The 20,381-nt window shown below is 41.5% G+C and carries 15 protein-coding genes and 1 tRNA gene; 14 read left to right on the forward strand and 2 right to left on the reverse strand.

The features are described 5' to 3' along the window. Positions 1-12 precede the first annotated feature (12 nt). The 6 genes from C8D94_RS04960 to C8D94_RS04985 all read left to right on the forward strand — a co-directional run bounded on the left by C8D94_RS04960 (position 13) and on the right by C8D94_RS04985 (position 7,216). Positions 13-1,176, forward strand: coding sequence for a formimidoylglutamase (locus tag C8D94_RS04960; RefSeq protein ID WP_115122764.1), 1,164 nt, complete (start codon positions 13-15; stop codon positions 1,174-1,176). A 110-nt stretch (positions 1,177-1,286) separates the two neighbouring features. Continuing rightward, a complete protein-coding gene (porK, locus tag C8D94_RS04965; RefSeq protein WP_115123040.1) occupies positions 1,287-2,660 on the forward strand; it encodes a T9SS ring complex lipoprotein PorK/GldK in 1,374 nt (457 codons plus the stop codon). Between the two features lie 74 nt (positions 2,661-2,734). Next, entirely contained in the window at positions 2,735-3,376 is a 642-nt protein-coding gene (gene porL, locus C8D94_RS04970) for a type IX secretion system motor protein PorL/GldL (protein ID WP_115122765.1), read from the forward strand. A gap of 44 nt (positions 3,377-3,420) precedes the next feature. Next, complete coding sequence (gene porM / locus C8D94_RS04975; protein WP_115122766.1) at positions 3,421-4,992, forward strand: type IX secretion system motor protein PorM/GldM; 1,572 nt, start codon at positions 3,421-3,423, stop codon at positions 4,990-4,992. Between the two features lie 17 nt (positions 4,993-5,009). After that, positions 5,010-5,912 carry a type IX secretion system ring subunit PorN/GldN gene (porN, locus tag C8D94_RS04980; RefSeq protein ID WP_115122767.1) on the forward strand — a complete coding sequence of 301 codons (903 nt, stop codon included), beginning with the start codon at positions 5,010-5,012 and terminating at the stop codon, positions 5,910-5,912. 239 nt (positions 5,913-6,151) lie between these two features. After that, positions 6,152-7,216 carry an NAD(P)/FAD-dependent oxidoreductase gene (locus C8D94_RS04985; protein ID WP_115122768.1) on the forward strand — a complete coding sequence of 355 codons (1,065 nt, stop codon included), beginning with the start codon at positions 6,152-6,154 and terminating at the stop codon, positions 7,214-7,216. Between the two features lie 107 nt (positions 7,217-7,323). Here the strand turns inward: C8D94_RS04985 and C8D94_RS04990 are convergent, their stop codons facing one another. Next, on the reverse strand, positions 7,324-7,701 hold the full coding sequence (locus C8D94_RS04990; protein WP_115123041.1) for a DUF983 domain-containing protein: 378 nt from the start codon (positions 7,699-7,701) through the stop codon (positions 7,324-7,326). A gap of 88 nt (positions 7,702-7,789) precedes the next feature. Here C8D94_RS04990 and C8D94_RS04995 point away from each other — a divergent pair, with 88 nt between their 5' ends. From C8D94_RS04995 to C8D94_RS05020, 6 genes are all read left to right on the forward strand, one after another. Continuing rightward, positions 7,790-9,703 carry an ABC-F family ATP-binding cassette domain-containing protein gene (locus C8D94_RS04995; RefSeq protein WP_115122769.1) on the forward strand — a complete coding sequence of 638 codons (1,914 nt, stop codon included), beginning with the start codon at positions 7,790-7,792 and terminating at the stop codon, positions 9,701-9,703. A 75-nt stretch (positions 9,704-9,778) separates the two neighbouring features. Next, entirely contained in the window at positions 9,779-10,924 is a 1,146-nt protein-coding gene (locus C8D94_RS05000; RefSeq protein ID WP_115122770.1) for an efflux RND transporter periplasmic adaptor subunit, read from the forward strand. Between the two features lie 2 nt (positions 10,925-10,926). Beyond that, complete coding sequence (locus C8D94_RS05005; RefSeq protein WP_115122771.1) at positions 10,927-14,124, forward strand: efflux RND transporter permease subunit; 3,198 nt, start codon at positions 10,927-10,929, stop codon at positions 14,122-14,124. Beyond that, positions 14,114-15,430, forward strand: a complete 1,317-nt coding sequence (locus tag C8D94_RS05010; protein ID WP_115123042.1) for a TolC family protein — start codon at positions 14,114-14,116, stop codon at positions 15,428-15,430. Before C8D94_RS05005 ends, C8D94_RS05010 begins: the two co-directional genes overlap by 11 nt. Positions 15,431-15,555: 125 nt before the next feature. Then, positions 15,556-15,735 carry a CPXCG motif-containing cysteine-rich protein gene (locus C8D94_RS05015; RefSeq protein ID WP_115122772.1) on the forward strand — a complete coding sequence of 60 codons (180 nt, stop codon included), beginning with the start codon at positions 15,556-15,558 and terminating at the stop codon, positions 15,733-15,735. A gap of 33 nt (positions 15,736-15,768) precedes the next feature. Further along, positions 15,769-16,128 carry a SpoIIAA family protein gene (locus tag C8D94_RS05020; RefSeq protein WP_115122773.1) on the forward strand — a complete coding sequence of 120 codons (360 nt, stop codon included), beginning with the start codon at positions 15,769-15,771 and terminating at the stop codon, positions 16,126-16,128. Positions 16,129-16,130: 2 nt separating this feature from the next. Here C8D94_RS05020 and C8D94_RS05025 read toward each other — a convergent pair whose 3' ends face one another. Further along, a complete protein-coding gene (locus C8D94_RS05025) occupies positions 16,131-17,681 on the reverse strand; it encodes an AsmA family protein (RefSeq protein ID WP_115122774.1) in 1,551 nt (516 codons plus the stop codon). Between the two features lie 234 nt (positions 17,682-17,915). Here C8D94_RS05025 and C8D94_RS05030 point away from each other — a divergent pair. Together C8D94_RS05030 and C8D94_RS05035 are read left to right on the forward strand one after the other, a co-directional pair. Further along, positions 17,916-17,988 (forward strand) — tRNA-Met (locus C8D94_RS05030). Between the two features lie 371 nt (positions 17,989-18,359). Further along, the gene (locus C8D94_RS05035; protein WP_115122775.1) at positions 18,360-20,147 is read left to right on the forward strand and encodes a ParB/RepB/Spo0J family partition protein; all 1,788 of its coding nucleotides are present in this window, start codon (positions 18,360-18,362) and stop codon (positions 20,145-20,147) included. Positions 20,148-20,381: the final 234 nt, after the last annotated feature.

A 20,381-nucleotide genomic window follows, 5' to 3' on the forward strand; every position in this document is an offset into this window, starting at 1 on the left:
CATTTTACTAAAATGATCGAATTTCTTTCCCCCGTCCCAAAAAAAGTATTGGCCCATAAAGAAGTTCTGCCCGCAGGAACTTTGGGGAAACAAATACAGGCGTACCATAAAAAAGGTGAGTTGCCCACTCTGGAAAATGTAGGGTTCGCTCTCTTGGGTGTGTTGGAAAACCGCAGGGATGTAGATTTTATAGGTGAGGAGCTGGTTCTGGATTCTTTCAGAAAAGCCTTTTACTCCCTTTACCCCGGAAACTGGGACAAGAAGATCCTGGATTTGGGTGATATAAACAAAGGGGATACGGTAGACGATACCTACTTTGCCCTAAGAACCGTAGTGGAGGCGCTGCTTAAAAAAAACATCATTCCGCTTATTTTGGGAGGTAGCCAAGATGTGCTCTATGCGCAATATCGGGCCTACGATGGATTTGGGAAAATGGTGAATATGGTAAACGTAGATGCCAATTTCGATCTGGGAGATGCCGAAAAACCCATAAACAGTAAATCCTATGTGGGAAAAATTATTGTAGACGAGCCTTACAACCTCTTTAATTATAGCGTAGTTGGGTATCAATCTTTTTTCAACCCACCTGGAGAGATCGAGTTGATGAACAAACTATATTTCGATGCATACAGGTTGGGTGAGATCACCGCTGATACCTCGATAGTAGAACCCATTATGCGCGATGCAGATTTGGTAAGTATAGACAGCACGGCAATAAAAGGAGCAGAATTAAGTTATAAAAATAGCACAAGTCCTAACGGATTTGACAGCCGGGAAATATGCGCCCTGGCAAGGTACGCCGGTATAAGCAATAAGGTGCGGTCTTTTGGCGTTTATGAGTTAAAGGATTTTAATGGTTCCAAAAATGGCGCAATGCTCATTGCGCAACTATTGTGGTATTTTATTGAAGGTGTTAATTTCCGTGTTTCAGATGAAGATTTTACCGATGAACGGCAATATTCTACCTATAAAGTACCAATAGGTGAAGATGTTCTAGTCTTCAAAAAGAGCCACAAAACCGGTAGGTGGTGGATAGAAATACCATTTATTTCAGAAGTAGATACTAAACTGAAAAAGCATACGTTATTACCTTGCACTTACAGTGATTACGTGGGTGCGACAAATCAGGAGATTCCTGAGCGGTGGATTAAAGCCCGCCGAAAAAACGAAGTATAAATTAAATCAAGTAACATTGGTTTAAGGGTTTTTTGAGAAAAATGTTGTTTTTCTTGAATATTATAAATAGGTTTACGCCCTTAAATCAAACGAATTTAACCGAAATACCTATGAAGAAGTTTCTTGCATTAACTGCAGTGGTAGCCTTTTTGTTTAGTTGTAACTCTGGAGATAGAGGTGAACTTGTTGGAGCTAAAGGCAAAAAATGGTACCCAGAAAAACCTTACGGAATGACGCTAATTCCCGGAGGTTCATTTATTATGGGTAAATCTGACGATGACTTTGTGGCCGTAAACGACGCCCCCACAAAAACTGTAACAGTACGTTCTTTCTACATGGACGAGACCGAAATCACAAACGCAGAGTACAGACAGTTTGTAGAATGGGTACGAGACTCTACCGTACGTCTTAAGCTGGCTATCCTTGCCGATGAGGTAGGAGCAACTCCAGGCGATGGTGGTATTGGAGATTTTGCATTTGTGGACCAAGAAAACGAAGAAATGACCCCGTACGAGCAATATATGTACGACAACTACTATGGTATGGGAGACGATTTCTATGCAGGTAGAAAAATAAATAACGATGTAGACCTTATCTGGGACACTTCTGAATATCCAGACGAGTACTACTCTGAGGTAATGGATACCATGTATATTCCTGCTGAAGAGGCCTACAATGGGCAGCGTACCATAGATGTAGAAAAACTGAAGTTTCAGTATACCTACATGGATATCCAATCTGCAGCACGTGCAGGCGACAAGCGTAGAAAAGACTTTATTAAAAAAGAAGAGGTTCAAATATACCCAGACACAACAGTATGGATTAGAGACTTCAACTACTCCTACAACGAACCCATGCACAACGACTACTTTTGGCACGCAGCTTATGGGGATTATCCTGTAGTGGGTGTTAACTGGAAGCAGGCAAAGGCTTTTTGTGCCTGGAGAACCTTGTATAAAAATTCGTACCAAAAATCCAAAGGCCGACAGCATGTAAACTCATTCCGTCTTCCTGGTGAAGCAGAGTGGGAGTATGCAGCACGTGGTGGTTTGGAATCTGCTACCTACCCTTGGGGTGGTCCTTATGCAAAGAACGACCGTGGTTGTTTTATGGCTAACTTTAAGCCATTGCGTGGAGATTATGCAGCAGATCAAGCATTGTACACTGTAGAAGCAGATGCCTACGAGCCAAACGACTATAACCTTTACAACATGGCAGGAAACGTGGCCGAATGGGTAGCCTCAAGCTATGAGCCAGCCTCTTATGAATATACTTCAACAATGAACCCAAGTGTAAACGATCCAGACAACATGCGTAAAGTTGTTCGTGGTGGTTCTTGGAAAGACGTTGCTTACTTCTTACAGGTAAGTAGCCGTGACTTCGAGTATGCAGATTCTGCAAGAAGTTACATAGGTTTCCGCACCGTACAAGACTACATGGGTACAGATATTACCGTAAACACCAACTTTGGAGATGCAAGATAAGCGCTTGCGCCTCCTTCCCCTTAATATTGAATCTTAACGTACTTAAATTAACTTAACTAAAAACTATTGTAATTATGGCACAGTCAAAATCATCAAAAAAATTATTTAACATGGCCTACGGGCTTGGAGCTTCTATCGTAATCTTGGGAGCACTTTTTAAAATCCTTCACTGGGAACTTGGGCCCCTAAACGGAGGTCTATTACTAGCAATTGGACTTATTACCGAAGCGATTATTTTCGCTATATCTGCATTCGAACCTGTAGACGATGATTTAGATTGGTCTTTGGTATACCCAGAATTGGCTGGAGGACAGTCTAAAGGAAAGAAAGAAGAACCTAAAGATGCTGAAGGAATGTTGTCCAAGAAATTAGACAATATGCTTAAAGAAGCTAGAATCGACGGTGAGTTGATGGCAAGCTTAGGAAACAGCATCCGTAACTTCGAGGGCGCTGCAAAAGGAATCGCTCCTACCGCAGACGCTATGGCTTCTACTAAGAAGTACAGTGAGGAAATGGCATTGGCAGCAGCACAAATGGATTCATTGAACAGCTTGTACAAAGTACAGATAGAGTCTACTAGCCGCCAGACCGAAGCAAACGAGCAAGTAGCCCAAAATGCAGAGCAATTAAAGGCACAGATGGAAAACCTAGCCAGCAACCTTTCTTCATTGAACGGTGTGTACGGAGGTATGCTATCTGCAATGAACAGAAACTAAAGATTGTTTTTCAACCTATTATAAACTTTTAAAAAGAAAAAAATATGGCAGGAGGACAATCCCCCAGACAGAAGATGATTAACCTGATGTATCTGGTTTTCATCGCAATGCTCGCACTCAACATGTCAAAAGAAGTACTATCGGCTTTTGGTTTGTTGAACAATAAAATTGAAACAGCGAATGCTGAAACAGCTGCAAGAAATACCGCATTTATGGACGGTTTGAGCACTAAGGCTTCTGATGAGCCTGCTCAATATGCGGCAGTATATTCCAAGGCACAAGAAATTGAAACAGCTTCAAACGAATTAGACACCTATCTTTCCACTTTGAAATCTGGAGCAATTGAAGGCTTGGAAGATCCTACCGATTATGAGGTAATGGACAAGCCAGATTACTACAACAATTTGTTCTTTACTGGTGACAATTACAAGCCAGAAGGGCAAGAGTTTATCGATAAAATGAACAATTATCGTACTGAAATGATGGCAATTCTTTCTGATACTGCTGTCGCAAAAAAAGTTGCAGGCGTTGAAGATATCAAGAAATCTATCGAGAATAACTTTTCTACCGCACCAGAAGAAAATCGTGATGGTAAGGAAGTAGAGTGGTTAAACTACCACTACGAAGGATTCCCGTTAATTGCTTCTTTGACCAAATTAACGCAATTACAAGCCGATGTTAAGACTGCAAAAAGTGAAATACTTTCTAAAATGCTTTCTGGACAGCAGGCAGCGGCACTTTCTTTTAGTAACTATTCTACGATAATGGATGTTGAGAAATCTGCATACTATTCAGGAGAGACTTTTAATGGTGCCATTATGCTAGGTCGTACCGATGCTAGTACTGTGCCACAGGAAGTAAACCTTACGTTGGATGGGAGACCGCTAACCGAAGAGCAATATGATGTTGTGGGTGGTAAAGTTGTATTAAAAGTTGGTGCGGGAAGCCCCGGAGATCATAAGATTGAAGGAACGTTGGTATACGGTGAAGGTGGAGAAAAAGTTGAAGTTCCTGTAAAAACAGGTTTCGCGACCATCTCTAAACCAAACGCCGCCGTTATCGCTGCCGATAAGATGAACGTGGTATACCGTGGTGTAGATAACCCAATGACTGTGTCTATCCCTGGTATCCCAGATAATAAGGTGAGCGCTAGTGGTGCTGGACTTTCAAAGGTATCGGGGAGTAAGTACGTAATGCGTCCACAATCAGGTACCACTGTAACCATTACGGCTAGCGGTACTTTGCCAGATGGACAAAAGGTAAGTTCTAACTCGCAATTCCGTATCAAGGGTATTCCTGCTCCGTTAGGAACCATCCGTGGAGAGTCTGGTATTGTTCGTATGCAACGCCAAGGACTTGAAATTTCAAGTGTAGGTGCTTTGTTGGAAGATTTCGATTTCGATCTTAACCTACGTGTAACAGGATTTAGCTTTAAGGTTTCCGGACAGCCTACCGTTGTGGTAAGTGGAACAAAACTTAATGGAGCTGCAAAAGCTGCATTGCGAAGAGCAAAGCGTGGTGATGTAGTTCAAATTTTCGATATCAATACAAGTATATCTGGTAGCAATGTGAAGTTGAGAAAAACAGCGCCTGTTACCGTTGAATTAACAAACTAGAATTTAAATACTAATTTATGACTTTTAAAAATGTTGTTTTAGGTGTTTTTGGACTGTTGTTGTGTACAACCACAGCCTCGGCCCAGTTGAACATTCTCAACGCCAAAACACCGGATGAAATAGGCAAGAAGACAGAAGCGCAGATTGCTTATGACAATGATGAGCCGTTACCCTATGGGTACACAGACGAGCGTGACATCCTATGGTCCAAGACCGTTTGGGAAATCATAGACCTCGATGAGCGTGTGAACTTCCCGTTGTACTATCCTATAGACACTAACAACATTGGTAGCGAAAGACGTTCTTTGTACGATGTTTTGGTAAAGAACATCAAGAATGGAAATATTGAAGAGGTTTATGCGGATTCGTATTTTACTGAAAAGCGTACCCTCGACGATATTGGAGCTTCCCTCGCCTATGTAGATACTACTGATGCCGGTATAGACCAGTTTAACGCCGAAGGTAGGGTAGACCCTCAATATATCCGTAGATTCGATTTGGACGCAGGAGACGTTGAAGAGTGGAGAATACGCGGTATCTGGTACTTGGACAAACGTCAAGGTGAATTGAAATACCGTATGTTGGGTCTTTGTCCGGTAGCGAACGAAGCACGTTCCAAAGCATTCCCGGACGATAATATAGATAGTAAAGTAGAGTTGTTCTGGGTATGGTTCCCAGGAGCGAGAGAAGCATTGCATGAGGCAAAAGCCTTTAACCGCAAAAACACCTCCCAACCCATTACTTACGATCATCTATTGAACTCCAGACGCTTTAACGCCATGATCTATAAGGAAGATAACGTCCAAGGAGACCGAGGTGTCCGTGACTACATCAACGATAATGCGATGATGCAGTTACTCGAGGCTGAGCGTATCAAGGACCAAATCCGTAATATGGAAATAGACCTCTGGAACTACTAAAAGTCCCAATATAAAATACCAAAAACCTCCTAAGTATCATTCTTAGGAGGTTTTTTATTTTCATCCAAGATCTCAAAATCCAAAACCTCCCAATAGCTAACGTTGTAATCAGGTTAGTATCATTGGATAGTTTTGTCAAGCTGAACTTGTCGAAGTGCCTCAATAAACGTCTTCGACAAGCTCAGACTGATATGTCGCTAGTATTCCGTTTCAATTTTAAACCTTAATTTTACAGCAAAATGAAACAAGTAGACTACATCATAGTGGGATTTGGCATTGCAGGCCTCTGCTTTGCCGAAACATTGTTGCAGCACGGAAAAACCTTTATAGTGGTGGAAGATGGCAAAGAAGGTGCTACAACCGTTTCTGGGGGCGTATTAAATCCCACAGTGCTCAAAAGGTTTACCGCGGCATGGAATGCAGCACAATTTTTTGAAAAGGCCCTGCCATTTTATAGAACACTAGGGCAGGGATTGGGAAAACAAATAATACGTCCTATTTCCATACACAGGATTTTCAATGCTGTTGAAGAACAGAACAATTGGATAGTGGCAAGCGATAAAAATGAACTTTCACAATTTCTTTCAACCGAAATAGTAAAAAACAAGAACCTTTCAATAAACGCTCCTTTGGGCTTGGGCGTAGTAACTGGAGGTGCCATTATAAACCCTCCCCAACTTATTGAACACTACAGGATCTTTCTGAAAGAAAAAAAACTGCTGGTTTCTGAAACTTTTAACTATCAATCCCTCTCAAGTAGTAATGGTGGTGTAACCTATTCAAATATCTCTGCAAAACAAATCGTTTTTGCGCAGGGAACAGCCGTTCGCGACAATCCTTATTTTCAACTTTCAGTATCGCCAATGGGTTCCAAGGAGTTTGTGGGCAACAAAGGGGAGTATATTATTTTTAGGGCACCCAAACTTCAGCTAAAGGAAGTTTTAAAAGGTCCGGTCATGATTATCCCATTGGGTGACCATTGCTATAAGGTAGGTGCTAGTTTTGGCCGTGACGAATTTTCTACAGGAACTACCCAAGAGGCACGTGAAGAAATAGTTTCAAAACTAAAAAAAATGATTTCCTGTGATTTTGACGTGCTAGATCAAGTTTCGGGTATTCGTCCTACGGTTAAGGACAGAAAACCGTTGCTCGGAAATTTTCCAGAAAACAAAAATGTGTATTTCCTGAATGGTTTGGGTACACGTGGCTTGTCCATGGCTCCACTGTTGGCTGAGTGGCTTTTTCAGTATGTCGAAAACCACAAGAAGCTGCCGGAATCCGTCAACGTAAAAAGGTTTCTCTAGTCATTTTAACATTGGAGACGTCACATCCCAATGGGCCGTCAGAGCCAGTAAAGATTATATACAGGAATTTCAGTCTAAATCTTGGATGTATCTTGTAAGCCTTAACATCACACCTTCTTCCCGTCAAACTTAAAAAAGAAATTGATCCAGATATTGCGTGAAAGCCTTAATATAACCGGTAATAGCACGATAAGGGTTCCCATAATAACAAAAAAGGTGTGTAGCCTACCCAGCCCTATAAAGAAAAAGGCAATAATAAATGCCGCAACCGCTATTGCAACACCTACGGCGTAACTAACGTACATCGCACCATAAAAAAAAGAAGGTTCAATCTTAAATTTTACATGGCAGTGCGGGCAGTGTTCATGCATTTCCAAGGTTTGCGAAAAATGGTAGGGATTGCTGTTTTTATACATGGGACCCGTATGGCAAACTGGGCATTTTCCTGTAAAAATACTATAGATTTTGGTTCCTTTTAAGCCCATATATAACTGGTTGAGATTGTATTTTTTTTGCAGGGTAAATTTAAGCATCTTTGCACCAAAATATAAGTAAACCGCATCAATAAATCTTATGCTCAATATCCACAATCTATCAGTTTCATTTCAGGGCGAATACCTTTTCGAGGGTATTACCTTTATGCTATCCCCTGGTAACCGTGTAGGTTTGGTAGGTAAAAATGGTGCGGGAAAGTCTACCTTGCTCAGGATTATTTCTGGCGAACAGGAATACGACGAAGGTGCCATTGCTACAGATAAAGAAGTGTCCATAGGATTTCTGAAACAGGACATAGATTTTACCAAGGGAAGAACCGTTCTAGAAGAATCTTATGAGGCCTTTTCTGAAATAAAAAAATTCGAAAAACAGCTAGAGGAAATAAATACCCAGCTTGCCGAACGTACCGATTATGAGAGCGACAGCTATAACCAGTTGATGATAGATCTCAACGAGGTACAGCACCAGTACGAAATACACGGTGGGTACAACTATCAAGGCGAAACCGAACGTATTTTGCAGGGGTTGGGCTTTCAACGGGAAGATTTCAACAAGGTGACCGAAACTTTCTCTGGTGGGTGGCGTATGCGTATCGAATTGGCAAAATTACTATTACAGAATAATGATATACTGTTGCTGGATGAGCCCACGAACCACTTGGATATTGAATCTATCCTTTGGCTTGAAGAATTTTTGAACAACTACCCCGGTGCAGTTGTGGTGGTGTCCCACGATAAAATGTTCCTCGATAACGTGACCAATCGTACCATCGAGATTTCCTTAGGGAAGATTTACGATTACCCTAAGCCCTACACAAAATATCTGGTGCTTCGCAAGGAGTTGCGCGAGCAGCAGTTGGCATCCCAAAAAAATCAGCAAAAACAGATTGAGCAAACCGAAAAGCTTATCGAAAAGTTCCGTGCCAAGGCCAGTAAGGCTACCATGGCACAGTCGCTCATAAAAAAGCTGGATAAGATGGATAGGATTGAGGTGGACGAGGATGATAATGCTGTAATGAGCCTTCGGTTTCCTGTTTCTGTAACCCCTGGGAAGGTGGTGATCACTGCCCAAAACGCTTCAAAGAGTTATGGAGACAAGCAGGTGTTGAATAACGTTAACTTGTTGATAGAGCGAGATTCCAAAACTGCTTTTGTGGGCCAGAACGGACAGGGAAAATCTACCTTGGCAAAGATGATTGTGGGTGAGATTCCTTTCGATGGCTCCATTGAACTGGGGCACAACGTACAAATAGGCTACTTTGCCCAAAACCAAGCCGATTATTTGGACGGCTCCAAAACCGTGGAGGAAACTATGATAGACGCCGCCGATGAAAAAACAAGGCCCCGTGTTCGTGATATTTTGGGTTCATTTCTGTTTCGTGGTGAAGAGGTGGACAAATACGTTCGGGTACTCTCTGGGGGCGAGCGTAACCGGTTGGCTCTGGCAAAATTATTGTTACAGCCCTTCAATGTCTTGGTGATGGATGAGCCCACGAACCACTTGGATATCAAATCAAAAAACGTGCTTAAGGAGGCATTGCGAAACTTTCAGGGAACGCTCATACTGGTATCGCACGACCGTGATTTCTTGCAGGGCCTGACCAATAAGGTGTACGAATTTAAGGATAGGGAGTTAAAGGAATATCTTGGAGACATAGATTATTTCCTGGAACAGCGCAACCTTCAGAATTTGCGGGAGGCCGAAAAAAGAACAAAGGTCGCTTCCGAAGAAAAAAAGAATACCTCCAACGGAAAACAGAGTTACGAAGAACAAAAGAAAGTGAAATCCCTTCAGAATAAACTCAGCAAGACCGAAGCACAAATCTCGAAGCTGGAAAAGGAAATAAAGGAAATAGACGTGGAACTCCAGATAAATTATGAAGAAACCATTGCCAAGCCTAATTTCTTCGATTTCTACCAAGCCAAAAAGGACAAGCTCAATACCTTGATGGAGGAGTGGGAAACCATTACAGAAAGATTAGAAAAGCTCTAAATTTAAGATACTTTTAACGTCAGTAGCGTGCCATCGCAGTATTTTTGACAATCCTAATCAAACATACTGAAGCCAATGCGCAAATTGATACTATATGGACTGGGGGTATTGCTACTTATTGTTGCAATCTTTGGAGCAAAATACATTGTAGATAGTAACAACAAGCCAAAACCAAAGATAGAAAAGGTGGTTAAGACCGTGTTTACCCAAACAGCACAAAATACTACCGTTCCTATTACAATTCCTACCAACGGGACCCTGCAGGCCAAAGAACGTCTAGAGCTATACAGTGAGGTACAAGGGATTTTCCAGAGCAGTGCCCACGATTTTAAAGTAGGACAAACCTATAAAAAGGGACAAACGCTTATTAGGATAGACGCTTCAGAATACAACGCTTCGGTACAAGCTGCCAAGAGTGAATTTTATAACTTGGTTACTTCGTTAATGCCAGATCTTAGGCTGGACTATCCAGACGCTTTCCCCAAATGGCAAACCTATTTGAACAATTTTGATGTTAACAAAGCGGTGCCACAGTTGCCAGAAACTTCATCTGAAAAAGTAAAGTATTTCATTACGGGTAGAGGAGTATATGCTTCTTATTATAACATTAAAAATTTAGAGCAGCGACTTGGCAAATATGGTATTTATGCGCCCTTCAACGGTGTTTTGACCGAAGCCCTTGTGACGCGCGGAACCTTGATACGTCAAGGACAAAAACTGGGAGAGTTTATAAATACTTCCGTCTTTGAGGTTGAGCTGGCCATTGGTAAAACCTTTAGCGATTTACTAAAAATAGGAGAGGAGGTAACGCTTTCGGTTCTGCAGAGTACCAAAACATACACAGGCACCGTGAGCCGGATCAACGGCCGTATAGACCCAGCCACACAAACCATAAAAGTGTTTGTAGAGGTAAAAGGTGAAGATTTAAAGGAAGGGATGTACCTGGAAGCGCAATTGGAGGCAAGGGAGCAAGAAAACGCCATTAAAATATCCAGAAAATTATTGGTGGACGAGTCCGAAATATTTGTAGTTCGGGATAGTATTTTGGATTTAATCCCTGTAGAGCCCGTGTATTTTTCGCCTAAAGAAGTTGTAGTACAAGGTGTGCCCAACGGCACCCAAATTTTGTCCCGTTCCATCCCTGGGGCGTATGCCGGAATGCTGGTAAAAGTAAATAAAGAGAACTCTTCTGCTACCCAACAAATCGAAACAACCCAATAATTATGAGAAAGCTTATAAGTTATTTCATAAAATACGATGTTGCGGTGAACGTACTCATTCTCGCATTTATCATCTTTGGTTTTGTGGGCATATTGCAGCTTAAATCCTCTTTCTTTCCCTTACAGGAATCTGAGATTATAACCATAAGTGTAGCGTATCCGGGAGCAGCACCACAAGAGATTGAAGAAGGTATCGTACTCAAGATCGAAGATAACCTGAAGGGCCTTATTGGTGTAGAGCGCGTAACTTCTACCTCCCGTGAAAACGGTGGTAGCATTACCGTAGAGATTGAAAGCGATGAGGATATTGACGATATGCTTGCTGAAGTAAAAAATGCTGTAGACCGTGTGCCCAATTTCCCCACTGGAATGGAACCACTGGTTGTGGCAAAGCAAGAGCGAATACGGCAAACCATAGATTTTGCCATAAGCGGCGACAATATTGAACTGTCCTCTCTAAAACAAATAGGCAGGCAGGTAGAGAACGACCTTCGCGCTATGGAAGGTATCTCGCAAATAAACATCACTGGCTATCCTGAGGAAGAGATTGAAATTGCCGTTCGGGAAGACGATTTGCTGGCGTATAATTTGAGCTTTGCTGAAGTTTCCCAAGCAGTATCCCAAGCCAATATACTCTCTACGGGAGGGAATATTAAAACAGACTCCGAAGATTATTTGATACGTGCCAATAACCGTTCCTATTATGGAGACGAACTAAACAATCTTGTGGTTCGCGCCAACGAAAATGGTACTGTGGTACGGTTGCAGGACGTGGCTACCGTACAGGATAGGTTTTCTGAAACGCCCAATGCATCATATTTTAATGGGAATGTTGCGGTGAATGTTGAGATTACCAACACCAATAGCGAAGATTTAATCTCCACGGCTGAGCAGGTGAACGCTTATGTAGATGAGTTCAATCAAAAATATACAGGCGTAAAGATTGATGTGGTGAGCGATTCTTCCATACGTTTGAACGATCGTACACAACTGTTGTTGGAAAATGGTGCAGTAGGAATCTTGTTGGTGCTGCTGTTCCTATCTTTTTTCCTGAATACCCGCTTGGCATTTTGGGTTGCTTTTGGGCTGCCTATCTCATTCTTGGGAATGTTCATGTTTGCCGCCCAGTTTGATGTTACCATCAACGTACTTTCCCTCTTTGGGATGATTATAGTAATTGGGATACTCGTGGACGATGGTATCGTGATTTCAGAAAATATCTACCAACATTACGAAAAAGGCAAATCGCCCGTAAAAGCTGCCATTGACGGAACCATGGAGGTGTTGCCGCCTATTGTTTCAGCAATCTTAACCACAGTCCTAGCTTTTTCAACGTTTTTATATCTCGACGGAAGAATAGGCGATTTCTTCAGTGAAGTTTCAGTAATCGTTATTTTAACACTGCTGGTATCGTTAGTTGAGGCGCTTATCATACTTCCTGCCCACATAGCGCATTCAAAAGCATTGGTAAGGGAGACCGAAGCTGAAAGGCGTGAGAAAAAAGGAATTGCCAGGCTGTTTATGAAACTTCGGAAATTTAATGAGTACGGAGATAGGTTTATGCGCTACTGCCGTGATAATGTGTACAGTCCTGTGCTACGTTTTTCACTCAACCAGCGCTTCTTGACCATAGCAGTCCTCTTTACGTTAATGATCTTAACAGTAGGATCTTTTATGGGGGGTGTTGTAAGGGCTTCCTTTTTTCCCAGTATTGCCAGTGACCGTGTAAGTATAGACTTGCTCATGCCCGAAGGGACCAACCCAAAAATAACCGATAGTATTATTACTATGGTAGAACAGGCTGCGTGGCGTGTAAACGAAGATTTCACCGAAAGGCAAACGGGCAAGAAACAAGTTGTAGAAAATATAATTAAACGAGTTGGGCCAGGAAACAACAAAGCCTCACTCAACGTAAATTTACTTCCAGGAGAAGAGCGTGATTTCGGTTCCCCAGAGATCACCAACGCTATTAGGGAAGAGGTGGGTGCTGTGTATGGTGTGGAGAGGCTTACCTTTGGTTCTGGCGGTAATTTTGGGGGTAGCCCCGTCTCGGTTTCACTATTGGGCAACAATACTGAAGAGTTGAAAGCCGCTAAGGATGAGCTAAAACTTGTCCTCGAGAACGACGCGCTACTCGCCGATGTGTCCGATACAGACCCCGAGGGTATTAAAGAAATAAACATTGAGTTGAACGAGACGGCATACGCCTTGGGCCTCAACCTTAGGGATGTAATGAGCCAGGTACGTGCTGGTTTCTTTGGGTTGCAGGCACAGCGTTTCCAGCGTGGGCAAGATGAGATTAGGGTTTGGGTGCGTTACGATAGGTCCAACAGGGAGTCTATAAACGATCTGGACGATATGCGTATTGTTACCCCTGGTGGTGAGCGCGTCCCGTTTGGTGAAATAGCTACCTATACCATTAAACGGGGTGACGAGAGCATTAGCCACCTTAACGGACTTAGAGAGATTCAGGTAAATGCAGACTTAGCGGACCAAAAAGGAAGTGCCACGGAGATTTTGGCAGATATCAGGACAAACGTAATGCCGGATATCCTTTCAAAATACCCCACAGTTTCGGTGCAATACGAGGGGCAGAACAGGGAGGCAAACAAACTTACAGACTCTGCAAAAACAGTAGTTCCCATTGTTCTGTTCTTAATTTATGTAGTAATTGCGTTTACTTTTCGCAGTTATAGCCAGCCGTTAATGCTCATGGTCATGATACCCTTTAGCTTTATCGCCGTGGCTTGGGGGCATTGGTTGCACGATTTTCCAATAAATATTCTTTCAGCTTTGGGGATAATTGCGCTCATAGGAATTATGGTGAACGATGGCTTGGTGCTTATAGGCAAATTCAATAGTTATTTGCGCGAAGGGATGAAATTTGACAAGGCCCTTTACGAAGCAGGCCGTTCTCGATTTAGAGCAATTTTCTTGACCTCGCTCACGACCATTGCTGGTATTGCCCCACTATTGCTTGAAAAGAGCCGGCAAGCACAATTTTTAAAACCTATGGCTATCTCCATTGCTTATGGTATAGGGATAGCAACCGTATTAACCCTTATTATCCTACCCGTACTGCTGTCTATAACCAATAGTTTTAAAACCCGCTCCAAATGGCTGGTTACGGGCAATACTATAGAAAAAGAAGATGTTGAACGTGCAATCAAAGAACAAAAACAAGAAGAACATGCAGCTTAAACTGAAGATTTTATGGATATGCTGTATGCTAGTGGGGGTAACAAATGCCCAAGAAATATTATCGAAGCAGGAAGCCATTAAAGAAACCCTAGAGAACAATTTTGGGATCGAAATTGCAAACAACGATCTGGAGATAGCCGAAAATAACCAGGATATCTTAAACTCGGGGTTTTTACCATCCCTGACTGGCATCGCCGGTGCCAATTATAATATAGAAGACCAAGAGGTGACATTTAACAATGGCGAAACAAACGTTGTGGACGGTGCCGAAACTACCCAATACAATGCCTCATTGAACCTAAATTATACTTTATTTGATGGTCTGGGCAGATGGTACAATTATAAAAGCCTAAAAGAAGCGTACGATCTTGGAGAATTGCAAGCGCGCCAAACCATTGAGACTACCATCCTACAATTGTTCTCGGTGTATTACGAAGTGGCACGAATTACCGAAAATATAGAAGTACTGGAACAAACGTTCGAAAATACCAAAAGGAGGCTAACACGCGCAGGGTATAGTTTTGAGTATGGCCAAGTGAACAAACTGGAAGTGCTAAATGCAGAGGTAGATATTGTTACGGACAGTATAAACCTATTGAATGCACGCCAGCAGTTGCGCAGTACCAAGCGTGATTTAACGGTAGTTTTGAATTCGGATCTTCAACGAAATTTTGAAGTGGACACCACTGTCACTTTTATAGGTGAACTACAGCTCGAAGAGTTTGTTCAAAAAAGTGACACTGCCAATGTACGATTGCTTCAGGCCAGAAAAAACATTCGCATTGCAGATTACGATTACAAAGCGAGCAAATCGGTTTACTTGCCATCTGTTGGGCTTACAGGCTCGTATGGCTGGAACGAAGGGCAATTCCCCGTGACAAGTTTTGCCAGCTCAAGAACTACAACGGGTTTTGCAGCGGGAGTGTCTCTTACGTGGAATTTATTTGATGGCGGCAGTGGTATCACCACCGTTAAGAACTTGCGAATCCAAAAGGATTCACAACAGTTACTCTTACAACAAATAGAGAACGAGGTAAAGCGGGATGTTGCCAATGCCCATGACGTGTATCAAAACAGGTTGGAGGTGTACCGCTTACAAGAACAAAACGTTGTTACGGCAAGCAATAATTACGACCGTTCGCAGGAGCGTTACAAATTGGGGCAGATAACTTCGGTGGAGTTGCGACAAGCTCAGATTAATCTGCTAAATGCAAAAACCAATAAAAATTTGGCCAAGTACGAAGCAAAGTTAGCAGAGCTGGAGTTGCTTCAGTTAACCGGACAATTGCTGAATGTGGATTTTTAATTCCCTTCCGAGCTTTAGTGCGGCATTTGCCTTCAAAAGTTCGACTTCCTCGGAGGGCGAGTGATTATTTAATGTGTCAATGCGTTAATTTTTATTTTACGAACCACAAACCACAAACGCTAACTATGTACGAACACTATTTTCAGTGCCCCTATTGTTGGGAGGAAATATCCATGCTGTTGGACCCTTCGGTATCACAGACCTATGTGGAGGACTGTGAAGTTTGCTGTAACCCCATTACCATATCGGTACGTTTTGAAGGTGGTGAGCTGCAAGAATTTTCGGCAGAAAATTTGGGTCAGTAATTTTTCGTACCTTTAGTAAACAATTCACTTTCAATGCATCCGAGCTTTAGTTTTTCTGAGGAAACCGTTGGTTTCTTGATTGAAGATGGCGTTTTTGATAAAGAGCGCTCTGAAGAACTATTTGCTGAAATTTCAAAAAAAATTAAACGATTCGGCAAGATAAATCTCTACTTGGAAGATCAGGGCATCGATAAATTTACGCTTCCAGCTATTAGCGATAATGTGCTTTTCAAACATGAGAACAAGGAAAAGTTGAACAAAGTTGCCCTAGTGAGTGACCGCAAATGGATCCATGCCTGTGCTACTGTTGAAAATCTTTTTTTACCCATAGCGGTAAAGAGTTTTACAGTAGACGAAAGAATGGAGGCAATGTCTTGGATTATGGAAAAATAATCTTAGAGTAAACAATCCTTGAGTGCCGCAGCAATATTGAGCCATAGATAATTAAAAAATGATTTTGTGCGGTCTGGTGTTACCGTGGCAGAACCTTTTTTAAAGTCATCCTCACTGCTATCACTATCCTTGTTTACAAAAATGTTTACGATACCGGATAGGATACCACTTTTCTTATTTCTCTTTTCGTTTAAGATTTCAACTTTAAATTCATCATAATTTATTTGCATGTCAATTTTAGATTGACTGCTATTGCCATAGATCGAAAAATAATTTTTATTTACCTCACCTTCCATTGCTACCAGCAAGTTTGGTTTTGTAAACGGGTTCATTTGCTTGGCGGGCAGGTTGGTCAATTCGGCTTTAAAAGTAAACTTGTCTTGGGTGTTGTTTACATCGAAGCTCCAATCTACTTGTATGGGAGCGCTTTTCATAAACCTTGCATCTACAGTAATGGTAGTGTTGGTTCCTTGTTTATAGGTGTTGCTAACGTTACTTAGTCTGGCATTAAAAGAATCGAAATAAACAGACCCCGCGGGTTGCTCTTGCTTTACTTTTTCTTGGTATGTAATGGTGCTTTTTGTTATTGCAACCGAATCTATCGTGAGGTCTATGGGAAGGTCACGCAACATTTTACTGTATAGGGGCTTTATTGTGGGGTCGTCTGCCACCAATTTATTCCTATAGATGGTTGCTTGTATTTCAGTGAATTTAACAAAGTCGCTCTGGGCGAAAAACTTCCGGTTGTTGAAACCAAAATCTATATTATTTATTTCAAGGCTGTCCAACAGGACGTTAAAGTGGTCGCGTTCTTTTTTCAGCATACTGGCGTGTTCGGCTTTTGAATACTTGGTGAAAAGGTGCAAGTTTGAAACAGTAGCTTTTTTATCCTTTACAATAACATCCCCAACGGTAAGGTTTTCGTAAGGGCTCATCTTAAGGAAAATGGAATCTGTGTTAGCTTCATAATTGCTATATTCTAATGGCAACCTTCGGTTTAGGGTGGTTTTGTTTACCAAGATATCGTCCACTTCAACGGTGAGGTTTCTAGCGTGCAATAGTGTGTCTTTTTCGCTGGTATCAAAAAAAGTAACCGTGGCATTGTTTATACTCAGTTCATCGACCAGCAAGGGTTTCTTAAGGCTCATAAACGGTTTCTGGCTTGCAGAATCTTTTGTAGTAACCAATCTATCCTTGAAATAACGAATCGTTGGGGATTTCAGTTTTACGTCTTCAATGTGTATTTCATTATCGAACAAGTAATCCCAGTAGCTAAGGTCTGCCACTATCACTTTATCTGCGGTGAGATAGGTGTGGGCGGTATCGTTGGACTTATTTTTTAGTGTTACGGCTACGTCACTGTAGGTAAGCGTTCCATTTAGTAAATGCAGGGAGACGTCCTTAAAAGTTGCGGAAATGTTCTCTGGCAGTCTTTCCTTTGTGAAATTTTCAACTTTATTTTTTAAGATGATATTCGTGGAAATGAGGACAATAAAAAACAGAAGAACAATTCCTAGAAAGATATAAAGGGTTTTGCGCACGGTTTTAGACATATTTAAATGTATGAAATGATGACCTTTTGCTGAAATTTTTGTGATTTATTGTTAAAATATAGCGTGAATATACTTGCGGGAGTGTAAAACCTTTGTATCTTTGCAGTCCAATAATTCTGCTGGCATTATGAACTGGCACAAACAAGATGCATTGGAGCATACATCGCGGGCTTAGCCCAGATAGCTAACTCGTCGGGTTCACAAGTCGAAAGTCGCTTGAAGATAAACATACATCGCGGGATAGAGCAGTAGGTAGCTCGTCGGGCTCATAACCCGAAGGTCACTGGTTCGAGTCCAGTTCCCGCTACTAGATTAGACAAGGCTTCACAGAAATGTGAAGCCTTTCTTTTTTACAATGGGTACAGAATAGGTACAGAATTAGGTTATTTTCATAAATCAATTTTAACTGATACCAATTGTCAGTATTTGGGATTAATCCCAATTAATTCTTTTAAAAAATTCTTCTTTTGGATAATTGAATCTATTCTTCTTCGTAAGTAGAGTTTATTATCATACAATATACACGCAAGGTAAACTCGTAAAATACTTCCATCAAAAGACTACGGCATAAAACCAACGCTTAAGCCCCTACTCATTTATTCCGTTTCCTTTTGAGCCAAGATTTTATCTTCCGTTTGGTTTCTGCTCAAATATTGTTTAATCAAAAATTTGAGTATTATGACAACAAAAGCGAGTACCACAAAGAAGCGCAGTAGAACTAAAGTAACTGCGAAAAAAGAAGTAAACGGAAAGAAAACATCCGCACTTCAAATTCAGAACTTACCATTGGGTAAAATCAAGCCTGACCTTGAACAGCCGAGAAAGACCTTTAACGAGGATGCGTTAAAGCAGCTTTCTGAGAGTATCGAAAAGCACGGTGTGTTGCAGCCAATCACTGTAAGACAACTAAATGGCCATTACATCATCGTGATGGGCGAACGCCGATATCGTGCAAGCAAGCTGGCAGGAAAAAAGACCGTACCCTGTATCATTAGGACTTATGAGAACAATGATGTGCTTGAAGTTCAGATTATCGAAAATCTACAAAGACAGGATGTCGAACCGACCGAAGAAGCTGAGGCGATTGCTTACCTAAGCGAGAAATATGCACCCACCGAAATTGCGAAGCGATTGGGTAGAACTGATAACTTCATCAGACAGCGACTTAAACTGGCTGGATTGATTGACGGTTTCAAGCACTTTGTCCGCACTGGCGAAATGACCATATCATTGGGTGTCGGTGTAGCACTCTTTGAACCGGAAGAGCAACAGATGATATTGGAAACGATGGGAGAGGATTTTAATGCACATCAGTTAAACAGGATGATTAAAGACCAGACCTACGATTTGGAAAAAGCATCCTTTGATGTGACCGACAAAAAATTGGTTCCAAAAGCTGGGTCCTGTGTTGATTGTCCCTTCAATGCAGCAAATCAAGGCAACCTGTTCGGCGAAGGCAAAATGGTCTGTACTAAAGCAGCCTGTTTTGAAACGAAGAAAAGCAAATCGTTCTTGAACCTGATTGAAAAATCCAAGAAAGAGAATATCCTTTTAATCCCTGAAATACGACAGTATTGGGCAGATGACGAGAACAATCAGCTCATTATATCGCAATTGGAAAAGAAAGGATTGAAAGTCTATCTATTGGATGATGTTGAAATCATTGAAAATCCGATTGAGCCAACAATCGAAGCTATCCAAAAAGAGTATCAACATTACAATTATTCTGAAGATGAGTTAAAGGCAGAATTGGATGAAGCAATGCAGAATTACAAGGAAGCATTGAAAGAATATAATTCAGCGAAAGAAAATGGATTCGTCAATGGCAATTTGTTCCATCCTGAAACGTACAGGAATAAAGAAGTCTTCATAAAAATTGTTGAAAAATCGAAAGATGAATCAACAGATTATTCGGCACCATTGGCCAACAGAAAAATGGCAGATTGTACACCCGAAGAACAAATTATAAAAATCAACGAAAGGGAAATCCGTAAGAAGCAAATAGAGAACAACAAGCAGTTTGAAGAAGTGGTACAGATGATTCGTGAGACAAAATATATTGATACGAAAAAGACACTTTCAACAGACGAAATGGTGGCATTCTCGATATCGCTCTTTGAAAATAATGTGGACTATATGAGCCAACAAAAGTACTTTTCAAAGTTTTTGGGCGACACTTCAAAGATGACCAAAGTTGAAATGGTCGAGAATTTCAAGAAGAAGTTCAAAAAGGAAATCTTTCACAAGTTGATACGCTATATGCTCACAAAGCAAGTGCATTTTGGCGAAAGCAATCACGTCAACAATTTGACGAACATTTCATTCTACAATGCGATGCAGGGATATTACAAATCCAAGATTGCCGTCATAGAAAAAGAATATGCTGAAAAACGAGAAAAGCGTGAGGAACGTTTGAAGGAGCGCATCACAGTTCTTGAAAAGCAAATTCAGGAACTCAACGATTAGCTTTTGTTGTTTGAAGAGGGGTCGGCATTCGTGCTGGCCCTTCTTCTTTTTTATGATAGTTTTTAAAAGATTTGTTTACAAGGAAGGGGTTATCAATCAATAGTTAGCGCAAAGGTAAACTCATAAAATACACCCATCAAAAGACTACGGCATAAAGCCAACGCAGCATCCTACGCTTATTTATTCCGTTTCCTTTTGAGCTGTGATTTTAGCTTCCGTTTGGGTACTGCTCAA

It is taken from the genome of Marinirhabdus gelatinilytica (assembly GCF_003353425.1).
Lineage (GTDB): Bacteria > Bacteroidota > Bacteroidia > Flavobacteriales > Flavobacteriaceae > Marinirhabdus > Marinirhabdus gelatinilytica.